Source organism: Halocatena salina (genome assembly GCF_023115355.1).
Lineage (GTDB): Archaea > Halobacteriota > Halobacteria > Halobacteriales > Haloarculaceae > Halocatena > Halocatena salina.
This window is the reverse complement of record NZ_CP096022.1, coordinates 45,113-60,617: the sequence shown is the minus strand read 5'-3', so window position 1 is coordinate 60,617 and position 15,505 is coordinate 45,113. Positions and strand designations below refer to the sequence as shown.

At 54.9% G+C, this 15,505-nt stretch carries 15 protein-coding genes and 1 pseudogene; 7 read left to right on the top strand and 9 right to left on the bottom strand.

Features of this window, described 5'->3' with window-relative positions; translation table 11 throughout:
• Positions 1-53 precede the first annotated feature (53 nt).
• Positions 54-200 carry a hypothetical protein gene (locus MW046_RS17375; RefSeq protein WP_247995784.1) on the top strand — a complete coding sequence of 49 codons (147 nt, stop codon included), beginning with the start codon at positions 54-56 and terminating at the stop codon, positions 198-200.
• A gap of 90 nt (positions 201-290) precedes the next feature.
• Positions 291-368: pseudogene (locus tag MW046_RS19785) on the top strand (hypothetical protein); the annotation flags it as partial.
• A gap of 145 nt (positions 369-513) precedes the next feature.
• On the opposite strand, the gene uxaC reads toward MW046_RS19785, so the two are convergent.
• The 3 genes from uxaC to MW046_RS17355 form a co-directional block, all read right to left on the bottom strand.
• Positions 514-1,878 carry a glucuronate isomerase gene (uxaC, locus tag MW046_RS17365; RefSeq protein WP_247995783.1) on the bottom strand — a complete coding sequence of 455 codons (1,365 nt, stop codon included), beginning with the start codon at positions 1,876-1,878 and terminating at the stop codon, positions 514-516.
• Between the two features lie 123 nt (positions 1,879-2,001).
• The gene (locus MW046_RS17360) at positions 2,002-2,784 is read right to left on the bottom strand and encodes an IclR family transcriptional regulator (protein WP_247995782.1); all 783 of its coding nucleotides are present in this window, start codon (positions 2,782-2,784) and stop codon (positions 2,002-2,004) included.
• A 418-nt stretch (positions 2,785-3,202) separates the two neighbouring features.
• Positions 3,203-3,442, bottom strand: a complete 240-nt coding sequence (locus tag MW046_RS17355; protein ID WP_247995781.1) for a hypothetical protein — start codon at positions 3,440-3,442, stop codon at positions 3,203-3,205.
• Between the two features lie 82 nt (positions 3,443-3,524).
• Here MW046_RS17355 and MW046_RS17350 point away from each other — a divergent pair, with 82 nt between their 5' ends.
• From MW046_RS17350 to MW046_RS19660, 5 genes are all read left to right on the top strand, one after another.
• Positions 3,525-4,181: a TetR/AcrR family transcriptional regulator gene (locus MW046_RS17350; protein WP_247995780.1), complete on the top strand. Its 657-nt coding sequence runs from the start codon at positions 3,525-3,527 to the stop codon at positions 4,179-4,181.
• A 313-nt stretch (positions 4,182-4,494) separates the two neighbouring features.
• Positions 4,495-5,442 carry a VOC family protein gene (locus MW046_RS17345; protein WP_247995779.1) on the top strand — a complete coding sequence of 316 codons (948 nt, stop codon included), beginning with the start codon at positions 4,495-4,497 and terminating at the stop codon, positions 5,440-5,442.
• Between the two features lie 58 nt (positions 5,443-5,500).
• Positions 5,501-6,499, top strand: coding sequence for a TatD family hydrolase (locus tag MW046_RS17340; RefSeq protein ID WP_247995877.1), 999 nt, complete (start codon positions 5,501-5,503; stop codon positions 6,497-6,499).
• Positions 6,500-6,688: 189 nt separating this feature from the next.
• Positions 6,689-7,672, top strand: coding sequence for a transcription initiation factor IIB (locus MW046_RS17335; RefSeq protein WP_247995778.1), 984 nt, complete (start codon positions 6,689-6,691; stop codon positions 7,670-7,672).
• Positions 7,650-7,910 carry a MarR family transcriptional regulator gene (locus tag MW046_RS19660; protein WP_368411451.1) on the top strand — a complete coding sequence of 87 codons (261 nt, stop codon included), beginning with the start codon at positions 7,650-7,652 and terminating at the stop codon, positions 7,908-7,910. Before MW046_RS17335 ends, MW046_RS19660 begins: the two co-directional genes overlap by 23 nt.
• Positions 7,911-8,358: 448 nt before the next feature.
• Here the strand turns inward: MW046_RS19660 and MW046_RS17330 are convergent, their stop codons facing one another.
• The 6 genes from MW046_RS17330 to MW046_RS17305 all read right to left on the bottom strand — a co-directional run bounded on the left by MW046_RS17330 (position 8,359) and on the right by MW046_RS17305 (position 15,484).
• A complete protein-coding gene (locus MW046_RS17330; protein WP_247995777.1) occupies positions 8,359-9,762 on the bottom strand; it encodes a hypothetical protein in 1,404 nt (467 codons plus the stop codon).
• 247 nt (positions 9,763-10,009) lie between these two features.
• Positions 10,010-11,650 (bottom strand): MBL fold metallo-hydrolase, encoded by a 1,641-nt coding sequence (locus MW046_RS17325; protein WP_282190253.1) that lies wholly within the window; start codon positions 11,648-11,650, stop codon positions 10,010-10,012.
• Positions 11,651-12,013: 363 nt separating this feature from the next.
• A complete protein-coding gene (locus tag MW046_RS17320) occupies positions 12,014-13,336 on the bottom strand; it encodes a restriction endonuclease (RefSeq protein WP_247995775.1) in 1,323 nt (440 codons plus the stop codon).
• A 328-nt stretch (positions 13,337-13,664) separates the two neighbouring features.
• Positions 13,665-13,982: a rhodanese-like domain-containing protein gene (locus MW046_RS17315; protein WP_247995774.1), complete on the bottom strand. Its 318-nt coding sequence runs from the start codon at positions 13,980-13,982 to the stop codon at positions 13,665-13,667.
• A gap of 3 nt (positions 13,983-13,985) precedes the next feature.
• A complete protein-coding gene (locus MW046_RS17310) occupies positions 13,986-14,279 on the bottom strand; it encodes a sulfurtransferase TusA family protein (protein ID WP_247995773.1) in 294 nt (97 codons plus the stop codon).
• Positions 14,280-14,314: 35 nt separating this feature from the next.
• Complete coding sequence (locus MW046_RS17305; protein WP_247995772.1) at positions 14,315-15,484, bottom strand: YeeE/YedE family protein; 1,170 nt, start codon at positions 15,482-15,484, stop codon at positions 14,315-14,317.
• Positions 15,485-15,505 lie beyond the last annotated feature (21 nt).

The window sequence follows — 15,505 nt, the reverse complement described above, 5'->3', positions numbered from 1 at the left end:
TCGCAAAAGCTTCACACTGTTGTGTGCACGACAGTTTCACTACAGCTGTCACGATGGACGTACCTAACGAATTCGAAATCGATGGAAGCGTGTGTTATAACGGGCGGTTCAGGCAGTCTCGAGGCAGGTCAGGAATGGTGAAAGCGATCGATATGAACGGCGGGACTGTCGTCATCCTCGCTCGGACATCGATCGTCTGACAGTCCCGAAGCAACGACAGATACAGAGACCGCCTTTTTCGATCTTCCGAAAGACGGTTTCGAGACGGCGTTATTCCGAACGTTTCGTCGATGAACGCGTTCACGCCGTCGACCAAAATCTCAGCGCATTCGGGCGCGAAGGCTGCCGTGCCGAACGTGACAGAGTGGCTTGCGGTTCATATGGCGCAGAATTATTCGTCGGACATCCGCGTCAATGCGATCGCACCCTGGGGTCTTCCTCACGGAACAGAACCGATATCTGTTGATCGACGACCGTCCGTAAAGCAGAGAATCAAATCGGTTCGGACAGTGCTCAGAACCGCCAGAGCGTCTCGGGACGGTCGTATGCGACAGTACGAACCAGATCCTTGGCAACATCGTGGGGGACTTGTCCCTGTTCGACCATCGATCCGACAGTGTCGGCAAGAGAACGCCGGAACATCTCGAATCGGGAACCGAACGACAGTAGTTTGCGGGAGTCACTGACCATCCCACCGTAGTTCGCTAGCAGATCGACAGTACCGACGTACTCCAGTTGTCTGTGCATTCCGGTGGGACTGTCGTTGAACCACCACGCCGCGCCAACACTGACGTTGGGAAACGCACGAGAGATCGTTGCAACGGTCGGGTAGTGTGTTGGATCGATCGTGTAGAGAACGGTCTGAAGTTCCTCGTCGAAGCGGTTGAGGAAATATTCGAGAGACTCCGTGAGTTCGATGTGTTGTGTAGAAACGTCGCCACCAGCGTCCGAACCGAGGTTGTCGTACAGCGAGTCGCGGTAGTCCCGAACTGGACCGATGTGGAACTGCGTCACCCAACCGGTATCGCGGTTCAGTTCGCCGATCCGTTCGAGGATATACGCCTGAAAATCGGTCACGTCATCGGGCATAATCGTTTCGCCGGCGTAGGCTCGTTGGTAGATATCGGCCGCTCTGCGGTCGCTAACGGGTTTCGAAACGACCTCACGTAGACCGTGATCGCTCGCCCGACAGCCGTGGGCGTCGAAATATTCGTGGCTGACTGCTATGGCTGTGAGAAAGCCTTCGAGATCAGAGGTGTCGGTGTCGGTTGCCCGTCCGAACGTTTCGACGTACTCACACCAGCCCGCTTCGTCGATCTTCATCGCGGTATCGGGTCGCCACGTCGGCCGGACGGTGATGTCCTCGAGATCGTCCGCGAGCTGTCGGTGGTATTCGAGCTTCGAAGTAGGATCGTCGGTGCTAGAGACGACCTCGACGTTCATCTCCCCAAGGAGAGCCTGTTGTCGCATTTCGGGCGAATCGAGGGCCTCTTTCGTTTCCGTCCATATTTCCTCGGCTGTGTCACCAGAGATGTGTTTTTCGATACCGAACCGTCGTTTGAGATCGAGGTGGATCCATTCGTAGGTGGGATTACCTGCAAGCTGGGGGAAAACCTCTGCGAGAGCCATCCACTTCTCCCGATTGGCGGCCGAGCCGGTGATCTTGTACTCGGGAACACCGCGCTTTCGCATCAACTGCCAGACGTAGTGGTCGGTCGCACCTTCTACCTCCCAGATGTCGTCCCATCCTTCGTTTCGTGCGACCGCTTGCACGTCGAGGTGACTGTGTGGGTCGAGAATCGGGAGATCCCGAATCTCGTCGTACAGCTGTCGTGCTGGTTCCGAGCCGAGGAGATACTCCTCATCGAGGAAACTCATACAGAATGGTTGTGGGGAACCGACATTAAGCATGTGGTCGAAATCACGACCACCGGACCCGCGATAGATCAACGCTGTCAGGAGACACGTGCCGATGCGGACGGATTCATTGCGTGCACGGGACTAGTAATGCTTGTATTGGAGTTCGATCACGTTCGCCGTGTTCTGGAGGGCGGGCAGTAGTTCGTCTTCGATCCGTTCGTCGCTGAAGCGGTGTTTCGGTCCAGCGATGGAAATAGCGGAATTTCCCGCCCTGTTTTCGTCGTCTGTGATCGGGACAGCGACGGATTTGACACCGGGGACCCGTTCTTCATCCTCGATCGAATAGCCCTGCGAGCGTATCGCGTCGATCTCCGTGGTGAGTTCATCGACATCCGTAACCGTGTTTTCAGTTGCCGCGGGTAACCCGTGCCGATCGATGATGTCCCGGATCTCAACGTTCGGGTGTTGTGATAAGAGGACCTTCCCGACTGCGGTCCAATGCATCCGAGTGAACTCGCCCGTCGGTGCATTGTCCGAGACGCCTTCGACCGGTTCCGACCGATAAACGAGCACTCTCATCCCGTTTTCTTCGTATCCGATAGTCCCAACCTCACCGGTAGCCCGGGCCACGCTATCGATCTCAGAGCGTGCGACTGAGTAGATGCTCTTGTTATGCCGAACGGATCCTCCAAGCTCGAGAAACCGCAAACTGAGACGATACTCTCCGTCTTCGTTGATTACATATCCGAGGTCTTGGAGCGTCTTGAGGTAGACATGAGCTGTACTTTTCGGGATATCGTGGTAGTCCGCGAGAGCCGAGACGCCGCAGCGTTCGAGTCGCTGAATGGATTCAACAATGTTGAACGCGTTCTCCACGGACTTGATTCGGTTATTCGATTTAGCGTCGACTTTCTCATGGCCCATGGGATGACTTCTGCCTCCGGATTATTAATGAAGCGGTCTCCACAGTGAACCGGACCGTTGGCCATTCTGCACAAATGTAATTAGACATGCCGAATAACATAATTTTAACGACATACAGAAGATCACCTCGTCGGTCGGCGATCATCGCTTGTGGACGGCGACACCGTCAGTCACGTGTTTCCCTCCGTCGACTGGTCTGAAAAGTCCGTACATTCAGCATATGAAAAACATAGAAGGTCGAAAGCAAACATTGATACCACACCGGCAAAAACTCGATCATCGTCGTAGAGATCGCCGACAGTAACTACCGTGTCTCGCAACGTCGGGTCGATGTCAGCTACGTGTCCGACAGGCATGAAAAATACAAGCTGTACTACGGAAAATACAAATACATATGAAAATATCCAGGTCTACTGGGTCATACGGACAGCCAGTCAGGGTGATTTCGGTGAACCGTCTCGCCGAGTGCTACCGACATCTCCGTACGAAACGGTGATTCGTCTGTGGAGTCGCAGCTGAGACCTCCGGTCATCCCGTTCGACGATAAGGAGGAAGACATCCACCAGTACAGTTCATCGACGCAGTTCTCGGCTGGTTGGGAAAGGGAGGGACCGCGTTGCTTGCGGATACGAAAGAACCGAAGCGCCGCTGTATCCATGCAAATCGATCTCGCCCTCAGCTGACCCGGTTCTTACGACGCCATCCGCCAGTATAACAGGTACGCAACCGATCTGTAGGGTATGACCGCCTCGGATAGTTCGGATTCTTCTGCGGAAACCCGCGTAGCGATCATGGAGGCCACGTTCCGCGCCCTCAGCAAACACGGCTACTCTGAGCTTCGGATGCGCGACATCGGACAGGAACTAGACGTGAGTCGGTCGCTCATCCACTATCACTACGAGGGTAAACACGATCTCATCTCAGCGTTGTTGGAGTACATCGTCGATCAGTACGAAGGGAGCGTCGAAGTTACCGAAGAGACCGATCCATGGTCGGAACTCGACCGGCGGATCGATCAGTGTCTTTTCGGTCCCGGGTTCGACGAGGAATTCGGTCATTGGGAACGGATGCGCGTCTATCACGACTTGTTCTCGCAGGCACAGCACAACGAACGCCACCAAGAGATATTCAACAGGCATTACGATCGGATCCGAGGAAGCATCACACAAGTCATCGAGCGCGGGATCGAGGACGGAATATTTCGCGCTGTAGACGCAGAGGAGATGGCCCAGCTTATCACTGACAGCATCCATGTTGCCCGCGAACGGAAAATTTCACTTGGGCAAGATGAAGCTCCCGAACAGATGCGACACGCAATTGATGCGTTCGTTCTCTCATCGCTCGTCGATCCCGAGTCCGTCGTCACCTTGATGAAGTCAAACCGAGAGACGAATTAGCATCGTTACGAACGGATACTGCCGGTGCACGCCCGTCGAATCCCCTGACGTTTTTAACCCTTAGCGACGGCGTTTCACCCACCCTTACGTTGACCAGACGGTAAAGACAGCACTCGCATTATCGCTCGCTTATGGGTGTCGTCGTTCACCATCGGAGTGCGTCTGGGACAGCTATCGTCCGGCTATAGACGATGGCTCCGGTAAACCGATCGAACGTATGACTAGCCGTGTGCTCCAAACCGATTTCCCGTTCTGAAACAAAATCGCCCATGGTTTTTTATATATTGACCATCTGGTCAATAGTGGTGATACCATGGGAGATATCAACGGACTGCATCACGTAACCGCGTTCGCTAGCGATCCTCAGGAGAACTTGGACTTCTTTCGGAACGTGCTTGGTCTGCGATTTATCAAACGGACCGTTCGGTTCGACGTTCCCGAGGAGATTTATCACCTCTACTATGGGGACGGGGTCGGTACTGCCGGTTCGATCGTCACGTTCTTCCCGATCAGGGGGATGCCGAACGGAGAAGTCGGCAAAGGGCAGATCAGCGGGTGTGGCCTGATCATTCCCGATGGATCCGTCGACTACTGGGAAGATCGATTCGAGGAGCACGGTATCGAGCACGTAACTACTGAACGGTTCGATGAGACCGCTATCGAGTTTACCGATCCCGACGGAACGCCGTTCGAACTCGTGACCGGAACGTCGGAGATCAACCCGTGGGACGGCGGTGACGTACCGACCGAACACGGCGTGCGGGGCCTTCATAGCGCCACCGTCCATTCGAACGATCCCGCCGGGACGTTTCGTGCACTGAAGACGATGGGCTGGGAACGGATTGGTCGACAGGACTACCCACAAACGGGTGACCGCGTTCGATTCGAAGCGCCCGGCGCTCGGACAGGGGCCGATTTTATCGACGTTCTGATCCGACCGAACGCACCCCAAGGCGTCATGGGAACCGGAACGTTCCTTCACGTCGCGTTCGACGCTGGCGAAAAAGAGGAACAGAAAGAGTGGAGTGACCGATTCAGGGATGCCGGTCTGATCACAACCTCTCGGAAGGACCGCGATTACTTCTGGTCGATGTACTTCACGGAGCCCGGCGGATCGGTCTTCGAGTTCGCAACGACCGGACCGGGCATGACGCTCGACGAGGACGTCGATGAACTCGGCGAACACCTCCGTGTCCCGGACTGGCTCGATGTCGATGTCGAGTACATCGACGAACAGCTTCCAGATCTCACGCTCGACTGACGACAGCTCCCGGATCGAATCGGCAATCGAACAGCTCAAAGAGCGAACTCAAGTTACGATGGATCCCCATTATCCGACGAACCGACCGATCGACGCTGAACAGTCAGAGAGCACATCGGCGTTTCCAACGGAGTTGATGAACATCCCGTGGATCGACATCCACAACCACGCACACACACTCTCGTGGAACGACCGCGAGAAATTCGCGTTGAGTGGCTGCGAATCGATGGTGATGATGGCAGCTGCCTACTACTGGACGCCGTACAAGCCGGTCGAACCCGAAGATGTCCAGTACCTATGGGACGATGCGCTCAACCGCCTCAGCCAGATCAAACAGGCGCACGTCTTCGACGCGAAGCTCGGAGTCGGGATTCACACCGGTGCACGGGTCGATGACTACGAAGTCCTGTTGGAGCGGATGCCAGCTTACTGCGCACTCGATGCGGTCGCCGCCGTCGGCGAGATCGGAATCACCTCCACACAGCACGTCGCACGCTGGCCACTCGAAGAGCAAAAGCAAGCGACGCGGCGACAGATGGAAATCGCCGACGACAACGACATCCCCGCGATCGCTCACACGCCGCCGGATCTCAGCGATGTGGAAATTCCGTTCCGCGAGCGGGGAATGATTCCCGGCTACGAACTCGACATGGGACTGCAACAGCCACCCGTCATCGACGCGGCGGACGAGCGCCGGGCCGCGATCGAACTCGACATCGAATGTAAGGACGAGGCAGGACTTCCCGACGATCAACTCGTCCTCTCACACGCCGATCAGGCGGCAGCTTCCTACGTGATGGAGAGCACGGACTGCTATCTGAGTTACACCGTGAGCTATCCGTGGCTGCTCGGTGTAACACCGCGGGACGTCGCCACAGTCATCGAAAAATACGGTCCGGATCGCGTGCTAGTCGAAACCGACAGCGCGGGAATCCTCCGGAGTGACGTGTTCGCGTTCAAGCGGACCATCTTCGAACTCTACCGGCTCGGGATCGATCTCGATACGATCAGACAGGTCGTGTACGAGAACCCACGGGACGTCTTGAATCCCGAGTGATCGCTCATGGATATCTTCCGTAGACGACATCAACGCCGTGATCGACGTCCATGTGATAGTCCAACGACAAGATACGCTGTGCGGTCGATTCCCAAGATCTGAGAATCAGCCCACCCTACTTACTGTTTTCATTCAAAAATCTGAATTGGGAAATCGATCTGTGTATCGTTCCGTAACATCCACAACACCATGACCGAGAGCATTTACACACACGACAGTTCGCATCATCGATCAACACAGGACGGAAACGAGGAGCAGCGAACCGACGCCATCGAAACGTGTTGTCCCGAGTGTGGTGGTCGTATCATACGAGATGAATCACGAGCCGAGCGCGTCTGTCAGGCGTGTGGGTGTGTCGTCGCCATCGATCAGATCGATCACGGACCGGAGTGGCGTGCATTCACGGCCGAGGAAACAGCCCACAAACGTCGAGTCGGCGCATCGATGACGCCGCTTCTTCACGACAAGGGATTGAGTACGTGGATAGGATGGGACGACACCGACGCAGCTGGTCGATCGCTATCGGCACGACAACGCAAACGAATACATCGACTTCGGACGTGGGACGAACGCTATCGGACGAAAAACAGCCAAGAGAGAAATCTCAAACAAGCGTTAGGTGAGATCGAGCGCATGGCGTCGGCGCTCGGGTTACCCGGTCCCGTTCCGGAGACGGCCAGCGTCATCTACCGGCAGGCAATCGAAATGGAGTTGTTGCCAGGACGATCGATCGAAGCAATGACCACCGCCAGCCTGTATGCTGCTACACGACAGGCCGGTATACCGCGTCGGCTCTGTGAGTTCACTCCCGTGAGCCGAGTCGATCAGATTCGCATCCAACGCGCGTACCGCTATCTGACGCGCGAACTCGAATTGGGTATTGCACCGATCGATCCCCACGACTATGTACAGCGATTCGTCTCGACGCTCGATCTCGGTGGAGAGACCGAACAGATCGCTCACGATCTCATCGAAACCGCCACCACACAGAACTTGCACAGTGGCAAAAGCCCAGCAGCGCTCGCAGCAGGGGCCGCGTACGCTGCATCACGCCTTACGAACGATGCGCGCACACAAACAGCAGTGAGCGAATGCTCAGGGGTGAGCCGAGTAACGATTCGTGAACGGTACCAAGAACTCATCAAGGTGCATGACGCGAACGGGAACCGATGAAGATATGTCGGATCGCAATGACTCGAGCGAAACGGATCACACAATCCGGGTTCTTGCAACTCTCAACGAACGAGGGCCTTGTCGCGTGATAGAGATCGCGAAAGTTTTAAACATTCATCCAGTTCCAATCGATCGAGCGTGTACACACCTCCAACAGAAGGGACTCCTCCAGCGACAGCCCGGTGGCACGTATTGCGTTACCGAGACTGGACGCGTCGTACTCGAAAAGCAACTCTAATTCACACTGACGCCCGAACTGGCGTATCAATACTAATCGATACTGATCGGGCAGAAGAGACGATACAGACCAAACACGCATCAGAAATGTCTCTCATTATACGCACTTCTATTGATGTTCTTTATGAGTAAATTAATAGATTGTTGGCGTCAATATGTAGAGATAGGTGTCTAGAATGACTAATCCATGGAGGAAGATCGCGACGTGTGCAGCAGCAGGAACAGGAGGGAGTTTGTGCATCAGCTATGGACTGCGGGAGTTTCTCCGAGCGACGGACGGTGGATACTACTGTTGTCATCATTGGATGTATCAAATCGAAGGGGTGGCGTTCACATCCATCGGGTGGTTAATACTTCTCATCGGAACAGTCCCTCTGTATCGCGGTCTCGTCGACCAGTAAAACCGCCGAGGGACTGCATCGAGACCTTTACTCCGAGTGCAACACATTTCAGAGACGACGTTCTGAGGACGGTCGCTTCATCGGAGTTGGAGAAGACGCACCGACACAGTTCGCCAACGGGGGGCCTGTGTGTCTAACGTTCTTCGAGCGTCCTGACGACGAGTCGAGGGAAAAGGCCTTCGCGCCCACATCAATGATGCAGTTCCCGACAAAGGTGTCCTGTGAATCCGAGAACACGACGCCCGCACGACCGTTGCCGGACTGTTCGATGTAACAGTTCCGGATCCGAGAAGCGTCGGCCTCTTCGGCGAGTACGGTTGGACCCTCCGTAGCGGTGCCGGTGATCTGCACTCGTTCCATGTGAAGCCAACGCGCGCCCGAACTCGGGCTGTGGTTGCCCTGAGCGGTTTTTCCCTCCCGATAGATCGTGGGTGAGCCGTCATTATCGTAAACGATCCGTGTGTTCAATACGTCAAGCGTTCGACCACCGGTCCAGACGGAGATGGCCGAACCCGAGGTGGGATTGTCGCGGATGACGATGTCAGTGTTACAGATCTTCGTGCCCGTCGCATCGAACGTTCCGATATCGGCGTTCCCTTGTTCGATGACGATGCCACGCATTTCGAACCCATCGTCGTCCAAGGTGTGTGGACCGGAGTATTTTTTCCGATCAACCTCAACGACTGCACCATCAACGTAGCTTCCATCGCCTGAGATCCGGATGCTTGCAACGTTGTTATTGCGATAAACGCCGCCTTCTACTTGGACTGCGCTGAGCGAACGACTCGCGTAGATGCCGTTGTTACCGAACTCTTCAAGATGGCAATCGATGATCTTGATCGTGCCTTCCCCGCCGTAGACGGAAATCCCGATACGACCGTCGCCGTCCTTATAGTGTGCCCATGCAGAGCCTTCCTTGGCGACGAAGTTCTTAACGACACCAGTGGAATCCGGATCGTTCACCCGAAGCTGCCAACACCGAGTGACGTCGCTCGCGTCAGCGGTCCCGCGTCCGAGGTGCTCGATGTTCTCGATGTGAAAGCCGTGCTCGGAGTTGATCCGGATACCCGTGGCCGTGTTGTCCGGACGAACATCGACATTGAAGTTCTCATACAGCGCTCGATCGCACCTGGTGTCGATGAAAAACTCGTTGTACCCGGCCGGAAACGTAAACAACACGTCCTCATCTTTCCCGCGGATGCCGAGGCGATCAGTGTTCAGCGAGACAGATCGTTCCCAATAATATTCGCCGGTGGGGAATTCGATGAGCGTCCCCCCATCGAGCGCTGATTCGATCTTGCTGCTCACGTCCTGGGTGCCCGTTGGATCACACCCGAGATCTGTGACCGCGTCGACGACGCGCTCGAACCGAATCTCGCTGGTCGTCCCGCCTGTATCGATTTGTGCCGTACGAACTGTAGAGCCGACGACGACAGCACTGGTGAGCCTCATGTACTCGCGTCGATTCAATCGACTACCATCCCCTAGCATCTCGATCACGTGCTCCGATGAACGACTTCGATCGGGATACGAGGCGGTAACACTATTTTATATCGATTCCTAACAGTACAATATAATTAACGTTATTGTTATCTACTCGTCGTAGAGACGTGTGGATATCCGTGATTCACTCCAGCCGTTCGTAACACATTCCCTTTCATCCTAAATAATAGATGTTCGTGGTTATTCGAAGATGCGTTCACGACGGGGGAAGAATGTCGACGTTGTCACCCGATTCGGCGTTTATTTCCTCGTCGAGGCGAAGAATCGTCACTCCGTTTTGTACGTCGATGACACGGGCGGAACGACGTTCGTGTTCGGATAGCCGTTGATCAATCATCGTTTCGAGTTCGGCAATGCGGTCGTTCAGTGCTGTGAGACGCTCGGTCACCGCTGACGTGGATTCCGTCGGTGCCTCTTCATCGGCCGCTGAGGCTTCGACACCGTATTTTTTGTCAGATAGTTCAATCCCCTGTTCTCCGGAAGTTGCCCTCGAAATCACTCGTGGAGTGATGCCCTCACGTTCGAGATCGGGGGACGCATAGCGGTCGATCGAGGGAAACTCTGCTTCACTCGTGAAGACGTCAGCACTGATCGGCTGTCGGGATTTGATCCTCTGTTGTGTGACGTATCGTTCGACTTGCGCGGAGACCCACGGTGGCGGTGTCCAGCCCGTTTCGTCCAAGAGCGTGTGAGAGAGTTGGTCGCTCGTCGCCCAGACATAACTACTGTAGTGGTCCTTGTACTGATCGGCCTCCGGACCGATCTCGTGTAAGATGATAAGGTGAATCGGTGCGAGCGATTTGATGGCGCTATCGATCGTGGTTCGGCGTGGATGGTTTTTGAGCGGGAACGAATGGACGGTACAGGTAGCCGTCCTGACGGGCGAGCCGCCACCAGCCGGGATTTGGACGAGCGTCGCCGCGCCGTCGGTCCGGATCTGTTCGAAGAGGCGGGCTGCACTCGTTTCGCTATCAGCGGTTGGTACGTCCGGCCCAGCGATCGTCACCCCCCCTCGAGTAAGAACGGTCGATGGCGCGTCGAATTCGGACACCGTCGAAACGCCGGGGAGATCGTAGTCGAGGCGGTCTGCCAGGATGGCCGTCTGCCCGACCAGCGTGATCGGGAAGGTCCTCCCGCGCTCGGTGGCAATATGGCTGAGTAGGTAGCCGAGATGAAGTCCCATTTGTCCACCGGCCGTAATGAGGACGGTCGAGCCAGCGGTCGTCCGATCGTAGATCGTCTTCAGGGCACGCGTTGCAGTCGATTCGAAATCCTCGCTCGCCGTTGCTGAGAGCAAACACACGTCGATATCGATCGGCAGATCCGTCTCAAACCCCGGATATCCCGCTGCTCGCCGCAGCGTGAAATCTCCCGTTGCAAGGACGGTTCGTGTCTGTTCGCCGTCGTCAATCGCAAACAGCAAGCTCGCTGCGCCGGGCGCATGGCCCGCAGGCAACGCTCGGACGCGGAGTCCCTCGACGATCGAGGTCCAGCCGTCGATCGTCGTCATGGCAGAAAGGACACTATCGTGATCGACAGCTGAACGGTGCTTTCCCACCTGATACGACGCTTCTAACAGTTCTTTGGTATCCGATGTCGAATACACGGGAGCACCATCCCGGAGATTCGAATCGAGAGACTGGTAGTGATCATAGTGGGCGTGCGTGAGACAGATCGCGGTCAGATACTCGTCCGCATCGAGAAGATCATCGACGTTCACACTGTTACCCGAATCGATGAGAATACAAACAGTTTGGTTGGACAGAAGCCCCTCGATCCGAAGCAAAACAGATTCGCAGCCGGAGTAAGGATTCGCATGTTGATAGCTCAGCTTCATATTGATAGAGGAGATAGTATAGCGAGGCAAAAAACGCTCTCGATCGATCAATAGCGACGATCCCACTGAATACGCCTCTATAATCTATATTTTTAAGTATATTAATATTATATATAATTGTGTTGTAATTACTACTCCTCCCCGAGGATGAATAGACAGAGTCTATCAGAATCATCCAATTACTAACGTGGGACGATCGTCAAAAGGCGGTTCGGGATCGTCGGACAGGTATCACCGAACAAGCGATGTCCCAGAAGGGTCGTCTGGGAGTTCGTCGTGCGGGTTGTCGACGAACTACTGGGGTGTAACGCCGGTCGGACACAGAAAAGATCTGGTTCGTATCGAAACGCGTCGAATGTAGCGTTATAGCAGCGCCACTAACGCTATCACGAGTATAACTCCCGCGATCAATGGCTTGTTCTCGAGCAGTTGGCGGTGTAGCGGTCGTTGCTCATACTCGTGGCGGAACTGCCCACGGTTGTCCTCGTCGTAGAAGTAGCGCTTTCGGAGCGCAAACCGCTCAGTCACTGCACAGTCGGTACACACCGGCTCGTTGTCGACTCGTTCGGTTCGGATGTGCCGCCAACAGTTGATACTCCCACAGTTATCGCAGTAGGTCAACGGCGTCCACGACCAGTCACAGTGGACACACCGTGTGATCTCGTTATCGACAATGTGCCGATCGGGTCCGACAGCATCGTATGCTAACGTATAGGTGTACTCGTTCAGCTGTGTTTCCGATCGGATGCGAGGGACGTACACAGACCTAAGCTCACTGATCGAGACGTGTGATTCGGTCGGCACGCACTCTTTTTCGTAGTCGACGTTGTTGTCGCCAGTGTACTCAACTGTAGTCGTGTACTTTTTCTGAAGCTGATCGACAGCCCAGGCTTCGAAGTCGCTTTCGGCGTGTCGAAACCGCACAACACCTGTATCGACGAACCCGTCCTGTTCTTTCGCGTCGGCCAACTCGAGCGTTCGGTAGGCGTTCCCGGAGATGAGCTGTCGCAGGGGACTGTCGATCGGCTGTGGGGGCGTGTGATCACCGTGAATGTGGAATGTATCACGCTCGTTCACACGGTGAATACACCCGACAGAAGTTTCGAACTGCGCATCTGTGTGGGTCTCGATCGTTACTACCGGACGGAACTCGGCTGTCGATTCGATTCGACCGAGATCGATCGTAGCGACGTTCTTGATGGCTTCGAACTGTTCGGTGACCGGTGATTCGACATCACCCGGAGGTAGCGTTCGACGACAGATGAGTTCGACTGCCCCATTCTGAAGATCTAAGCCGGTCTCATCAGCGATGTCGAGGAGGGTGTTTCCGTCGACCAACTCGATTTCGATCCCATCACCGTTCGTTTTGACTTTCTCAACGTACTCTCGGGCTTGCGCCGTGTACGTTCCCGAGGTGACGACCATCCCTCGAGTGGGACCCGAATAATCGTACGTGATCACTGCAGAATGTAGTTTCTGGACGATCTCCCGTCCGACCTGCTCCATGTGTTTACACTCGACGACGACGTCTTGTCGCTGCCCGTTGACTGACTCCGTCATCAAAATATCGCGACCTTCATCACCTGTCTTGGGCGTCTGTCGGACGTTCTCGTACCCATAGTTCCGAAATACATCGACCATGAGAGATTCGAACTCAAGTCCTGACAGATCATCGAGGACAGTCATAATTCATGATTAGACGTATGTAATATATATGTTATGGGTACTGTACAGTACACGGATACACAGAGCGGAGGTGATTACCTAGTCAGATATCATTTTGAGCTATCATCCTCTGATACTGAGAAACAGTACCTCTCCGGTCGAACCATCGCCGGACTACTTTCAAAAGCTTGGATTCGATAGCATTAGCTATGGTCAACAAGCAGTGATAAACCATCAGTATCTATCAAATTATAATATTTTCATTACTCACCCTCTCCTATAAATACAAATAAAACTAAATATTGGAGGTCGCATACAGCTCGTAGTCGAACCTCGGTGTGATCACGGATCAGTCAGTGTTCGAGAGCACTGCAGACTCCCAGGCCTCATAACCACCAGCCATACTCTTTACGTCTCGGGTGTTCCCGTATCGTGTGACGAGTCTGGCAGCCTGCGTTGAGGTCTGTCCGACATAGCAGTATATGATCACTTCATCCGCCCAGTCACGATCAGCAACCGTGTTTTCGAGGGATTCGACAGTTAGATGTTTGGCGTCTGGGAGGTGCCCATCAGTGTAGGATTCACGATCACGGATATCGATGAGATCGAAGTCCTCACCGCGTTCGAGGCGCTTTCGGACCGTCTTCGGAGATATCTTCTCTATCATCGATTATCGTTTCCGGAGATAGATTCGGTCGATCGCATCACTGCCCCGCCAGACGGAGGCCTCGGCGTCGTTTTCGACTGCCTTGGGTACGTTCTCCGTACTCGGGACGTGATCGGTCTCCTGAACGAGGAGTTCACCAGCGCTCAGCGTCTGTAATCCTTTCTTGGCTTCGACTTGGGGATATGGACACACCTCTCCCCTCATATCTTGGACGAGATCGGCCTCTTCGAGTAGCGTGTCGGCTTCTTTCTCGCTCAATTCATCCGGTGTATTCGTGACGTCGTCGATCGATGGCATTGTCGTGTATGTGTGTATGATGGTTGATGAACGATTCAGATGGCACATCCAACTTCCCGGTAAATCCAGTGTGTCATGACGTAGACGCCGACGATAATACCGACGCTCGCGATGAACGAATGGATCGACAGCTCCGCGATGCCAGAGTAGATGTTTCCGATATTGCAGCCGGGAGCGAGACGCGACCCAGCCCCCATGAGAAATCCTCCACCGACGGCGTTCGGGAGGCGGCGACGCTTCGGGATGCGAAGCGAGAAATCACCACTCCAGAGAGAAGCGAGAAACGAGCCGATGATGACAAACCCGATCATCACCATGTCGGCCGTGATCCCGATTCCCTGTCCCTGAAAGAGGATGGAGCCCCAATACTCGAAGGATGCCGCGTTTATCCCGACCTGTGAGATCAGATACCCCGTCCAGCGAGCCTCCGGTCCAGTGATGCCGACAATGGACACCTGGACGAACCAGAGTACCGCTACGGCAGTGATACCGAGCGCAGCACTTCGTGGATCCCACGGACGCTTACTCGACGCAACCGGGGTACGCAACGCGTGTACCAGCCCCCGCAAGTAGGTTCGGGTGTCGCTTACGAAGGTTTGAAGACCAGTGATGGGCGCGATGACAGTCAACAGCCCTGTTTTCGTCGTTGCCCGTTCAGGCGAACCGTTATTGGCTGCTTTCGATCCTGTGAGCGCCGCATAGACGAGGACGACGGCACCTGCGATCAACACAGCCAAAAACCCCGCCGGGATGGGTGATATAGCGAACAAACTCACCCCATTGTCGATGGTAAGCGGCGCGAAGTAGGTACTCTGAAGCGTCGGAAAGATGGCAGTAAACGACGCGTACCCACCACCCATAAACAGCAGGGTGAGCCAAAACTGCAAGTAGCCTTCACCGGCGCGATAAAGCGTACCACTGGCACAGCCACCGGCGTAGGTCATTCCCACGCCGAAGACGAACCCACCGATGAGGCCAGTCATTCCCCACTTCGGTGTCCAGAGCTCCTGGTGATACCCCAGTTGATAGGTGAGTCCCCAGAAAACCATCGTGAGTATGATCGCGGTGAGAACACCTTTCGTGACACGGGTATCTTTGTACGCAAAGAAATCCCGAAAGGCGTTCACAAAGCAGAACCGACCCTTTTGGAGGAATACTCCGAGTCCGATTCCGACGATCGCTGCAACAGGTAGCGTTGAATCCACAGTCCCGAATAACAGTTAACA

Bases quoted from the DNA above. Each gene is read 5' to 3' on its own strand.
- MW046_RS17375 (WP_247995784.1), top strand. From the start codon at position 54: ATGGACGTACCTAACGAATTCGAAATCGATGGAAGCGTGTGTTATAAC.
- uxaC (WP_247995783.1), bottom strand. From the start codon at position 1,878: ATGAGTTTCCTCGATGAGGAGTATCTCCTCGGCTCGGAACCAGCACGA.
- MW046_RS17360 (WP_247995782.1), bottom strand. From the start codon at position 2,784: ATGGGCCATGAGAAAGTCGACGCTAAATCGAATAACCGAATCAAGTCC.
- MW046_RS17355 (WP_247995781.1), bottom strand. From the start codon at position 3,442: ATGGATACAGCGGCGCTTCGGTTCTTTCGTATCCGCAAGCAACGCGGT.
- MW046_RS17350 (WP_247995780.1), top strand. From the start codon at position 3,525: ATGACCGCCTCGGATAGTTCGGATTCTTCTGCGGAAACCCGCGTAGCG.
- MW046_RS17345 (WP_247995779.1), top strand. From the start codon at position 4,495: ATGGGAGATATCAACGGACTGCATCACGTAACCGCGTTCGCTAGCGAT.
- MW046_RS17340 (WP_247995877.1), top strand. From the start codon at position 5,501: ATGGATCCCCATTATCCGACGAACCGACCGATCGACGCTGAACAGTCA.
- MW046_RS17335 (WP_247995778.1), top strand. From the start codon at position 6,689: ATGACCGAGAGCATTTACACACACGACAGTTCGCATCATCGATCAACA.
- MW046_RS19660 (WP_368411451.1), top strand. From the start codon at position 7,650: ATGACGCGAACGGGAACCGATGAAGATATGTCGGATCGCAATGACTCG.
- MW046_RS17330 (WP_247995777.1), bottom strand. From the start codon at position 9,762: ATGAGGCTCACCAGTGCTGTCGTCGTCGGCTCTACAGTTCGTACGGCA.
- MW046_RS17325 (WP_282190253.1), bottom strand. From the start codon at position 11,650: ATGAAGCTGAGCTATCAACATGCGAATCCTTACTCCGGCTGCGAATCT.
- MW046_RS17320 (WP_247995775.1), bottom strand. From the start codon at position 13,336: ATGACTGTCCTCGATGATCTGTCAGGACTTGAGTTCGAATCTCTCATG.
- MW046_RS17315 (WP_247995774.1), bottom strand. From the start codon at position 13,982: ATGATAGAGAAGATATCTCCGAAGACGGTCCGAAAGCGCCTCGAACGC.
- MW046_RS17310 (WP_247995773.1), bottom strand. From the start codon at position 14,279: ATGCCATCGATCGACGACGTCACGAATACACCGGATGAATTGAGCGAG.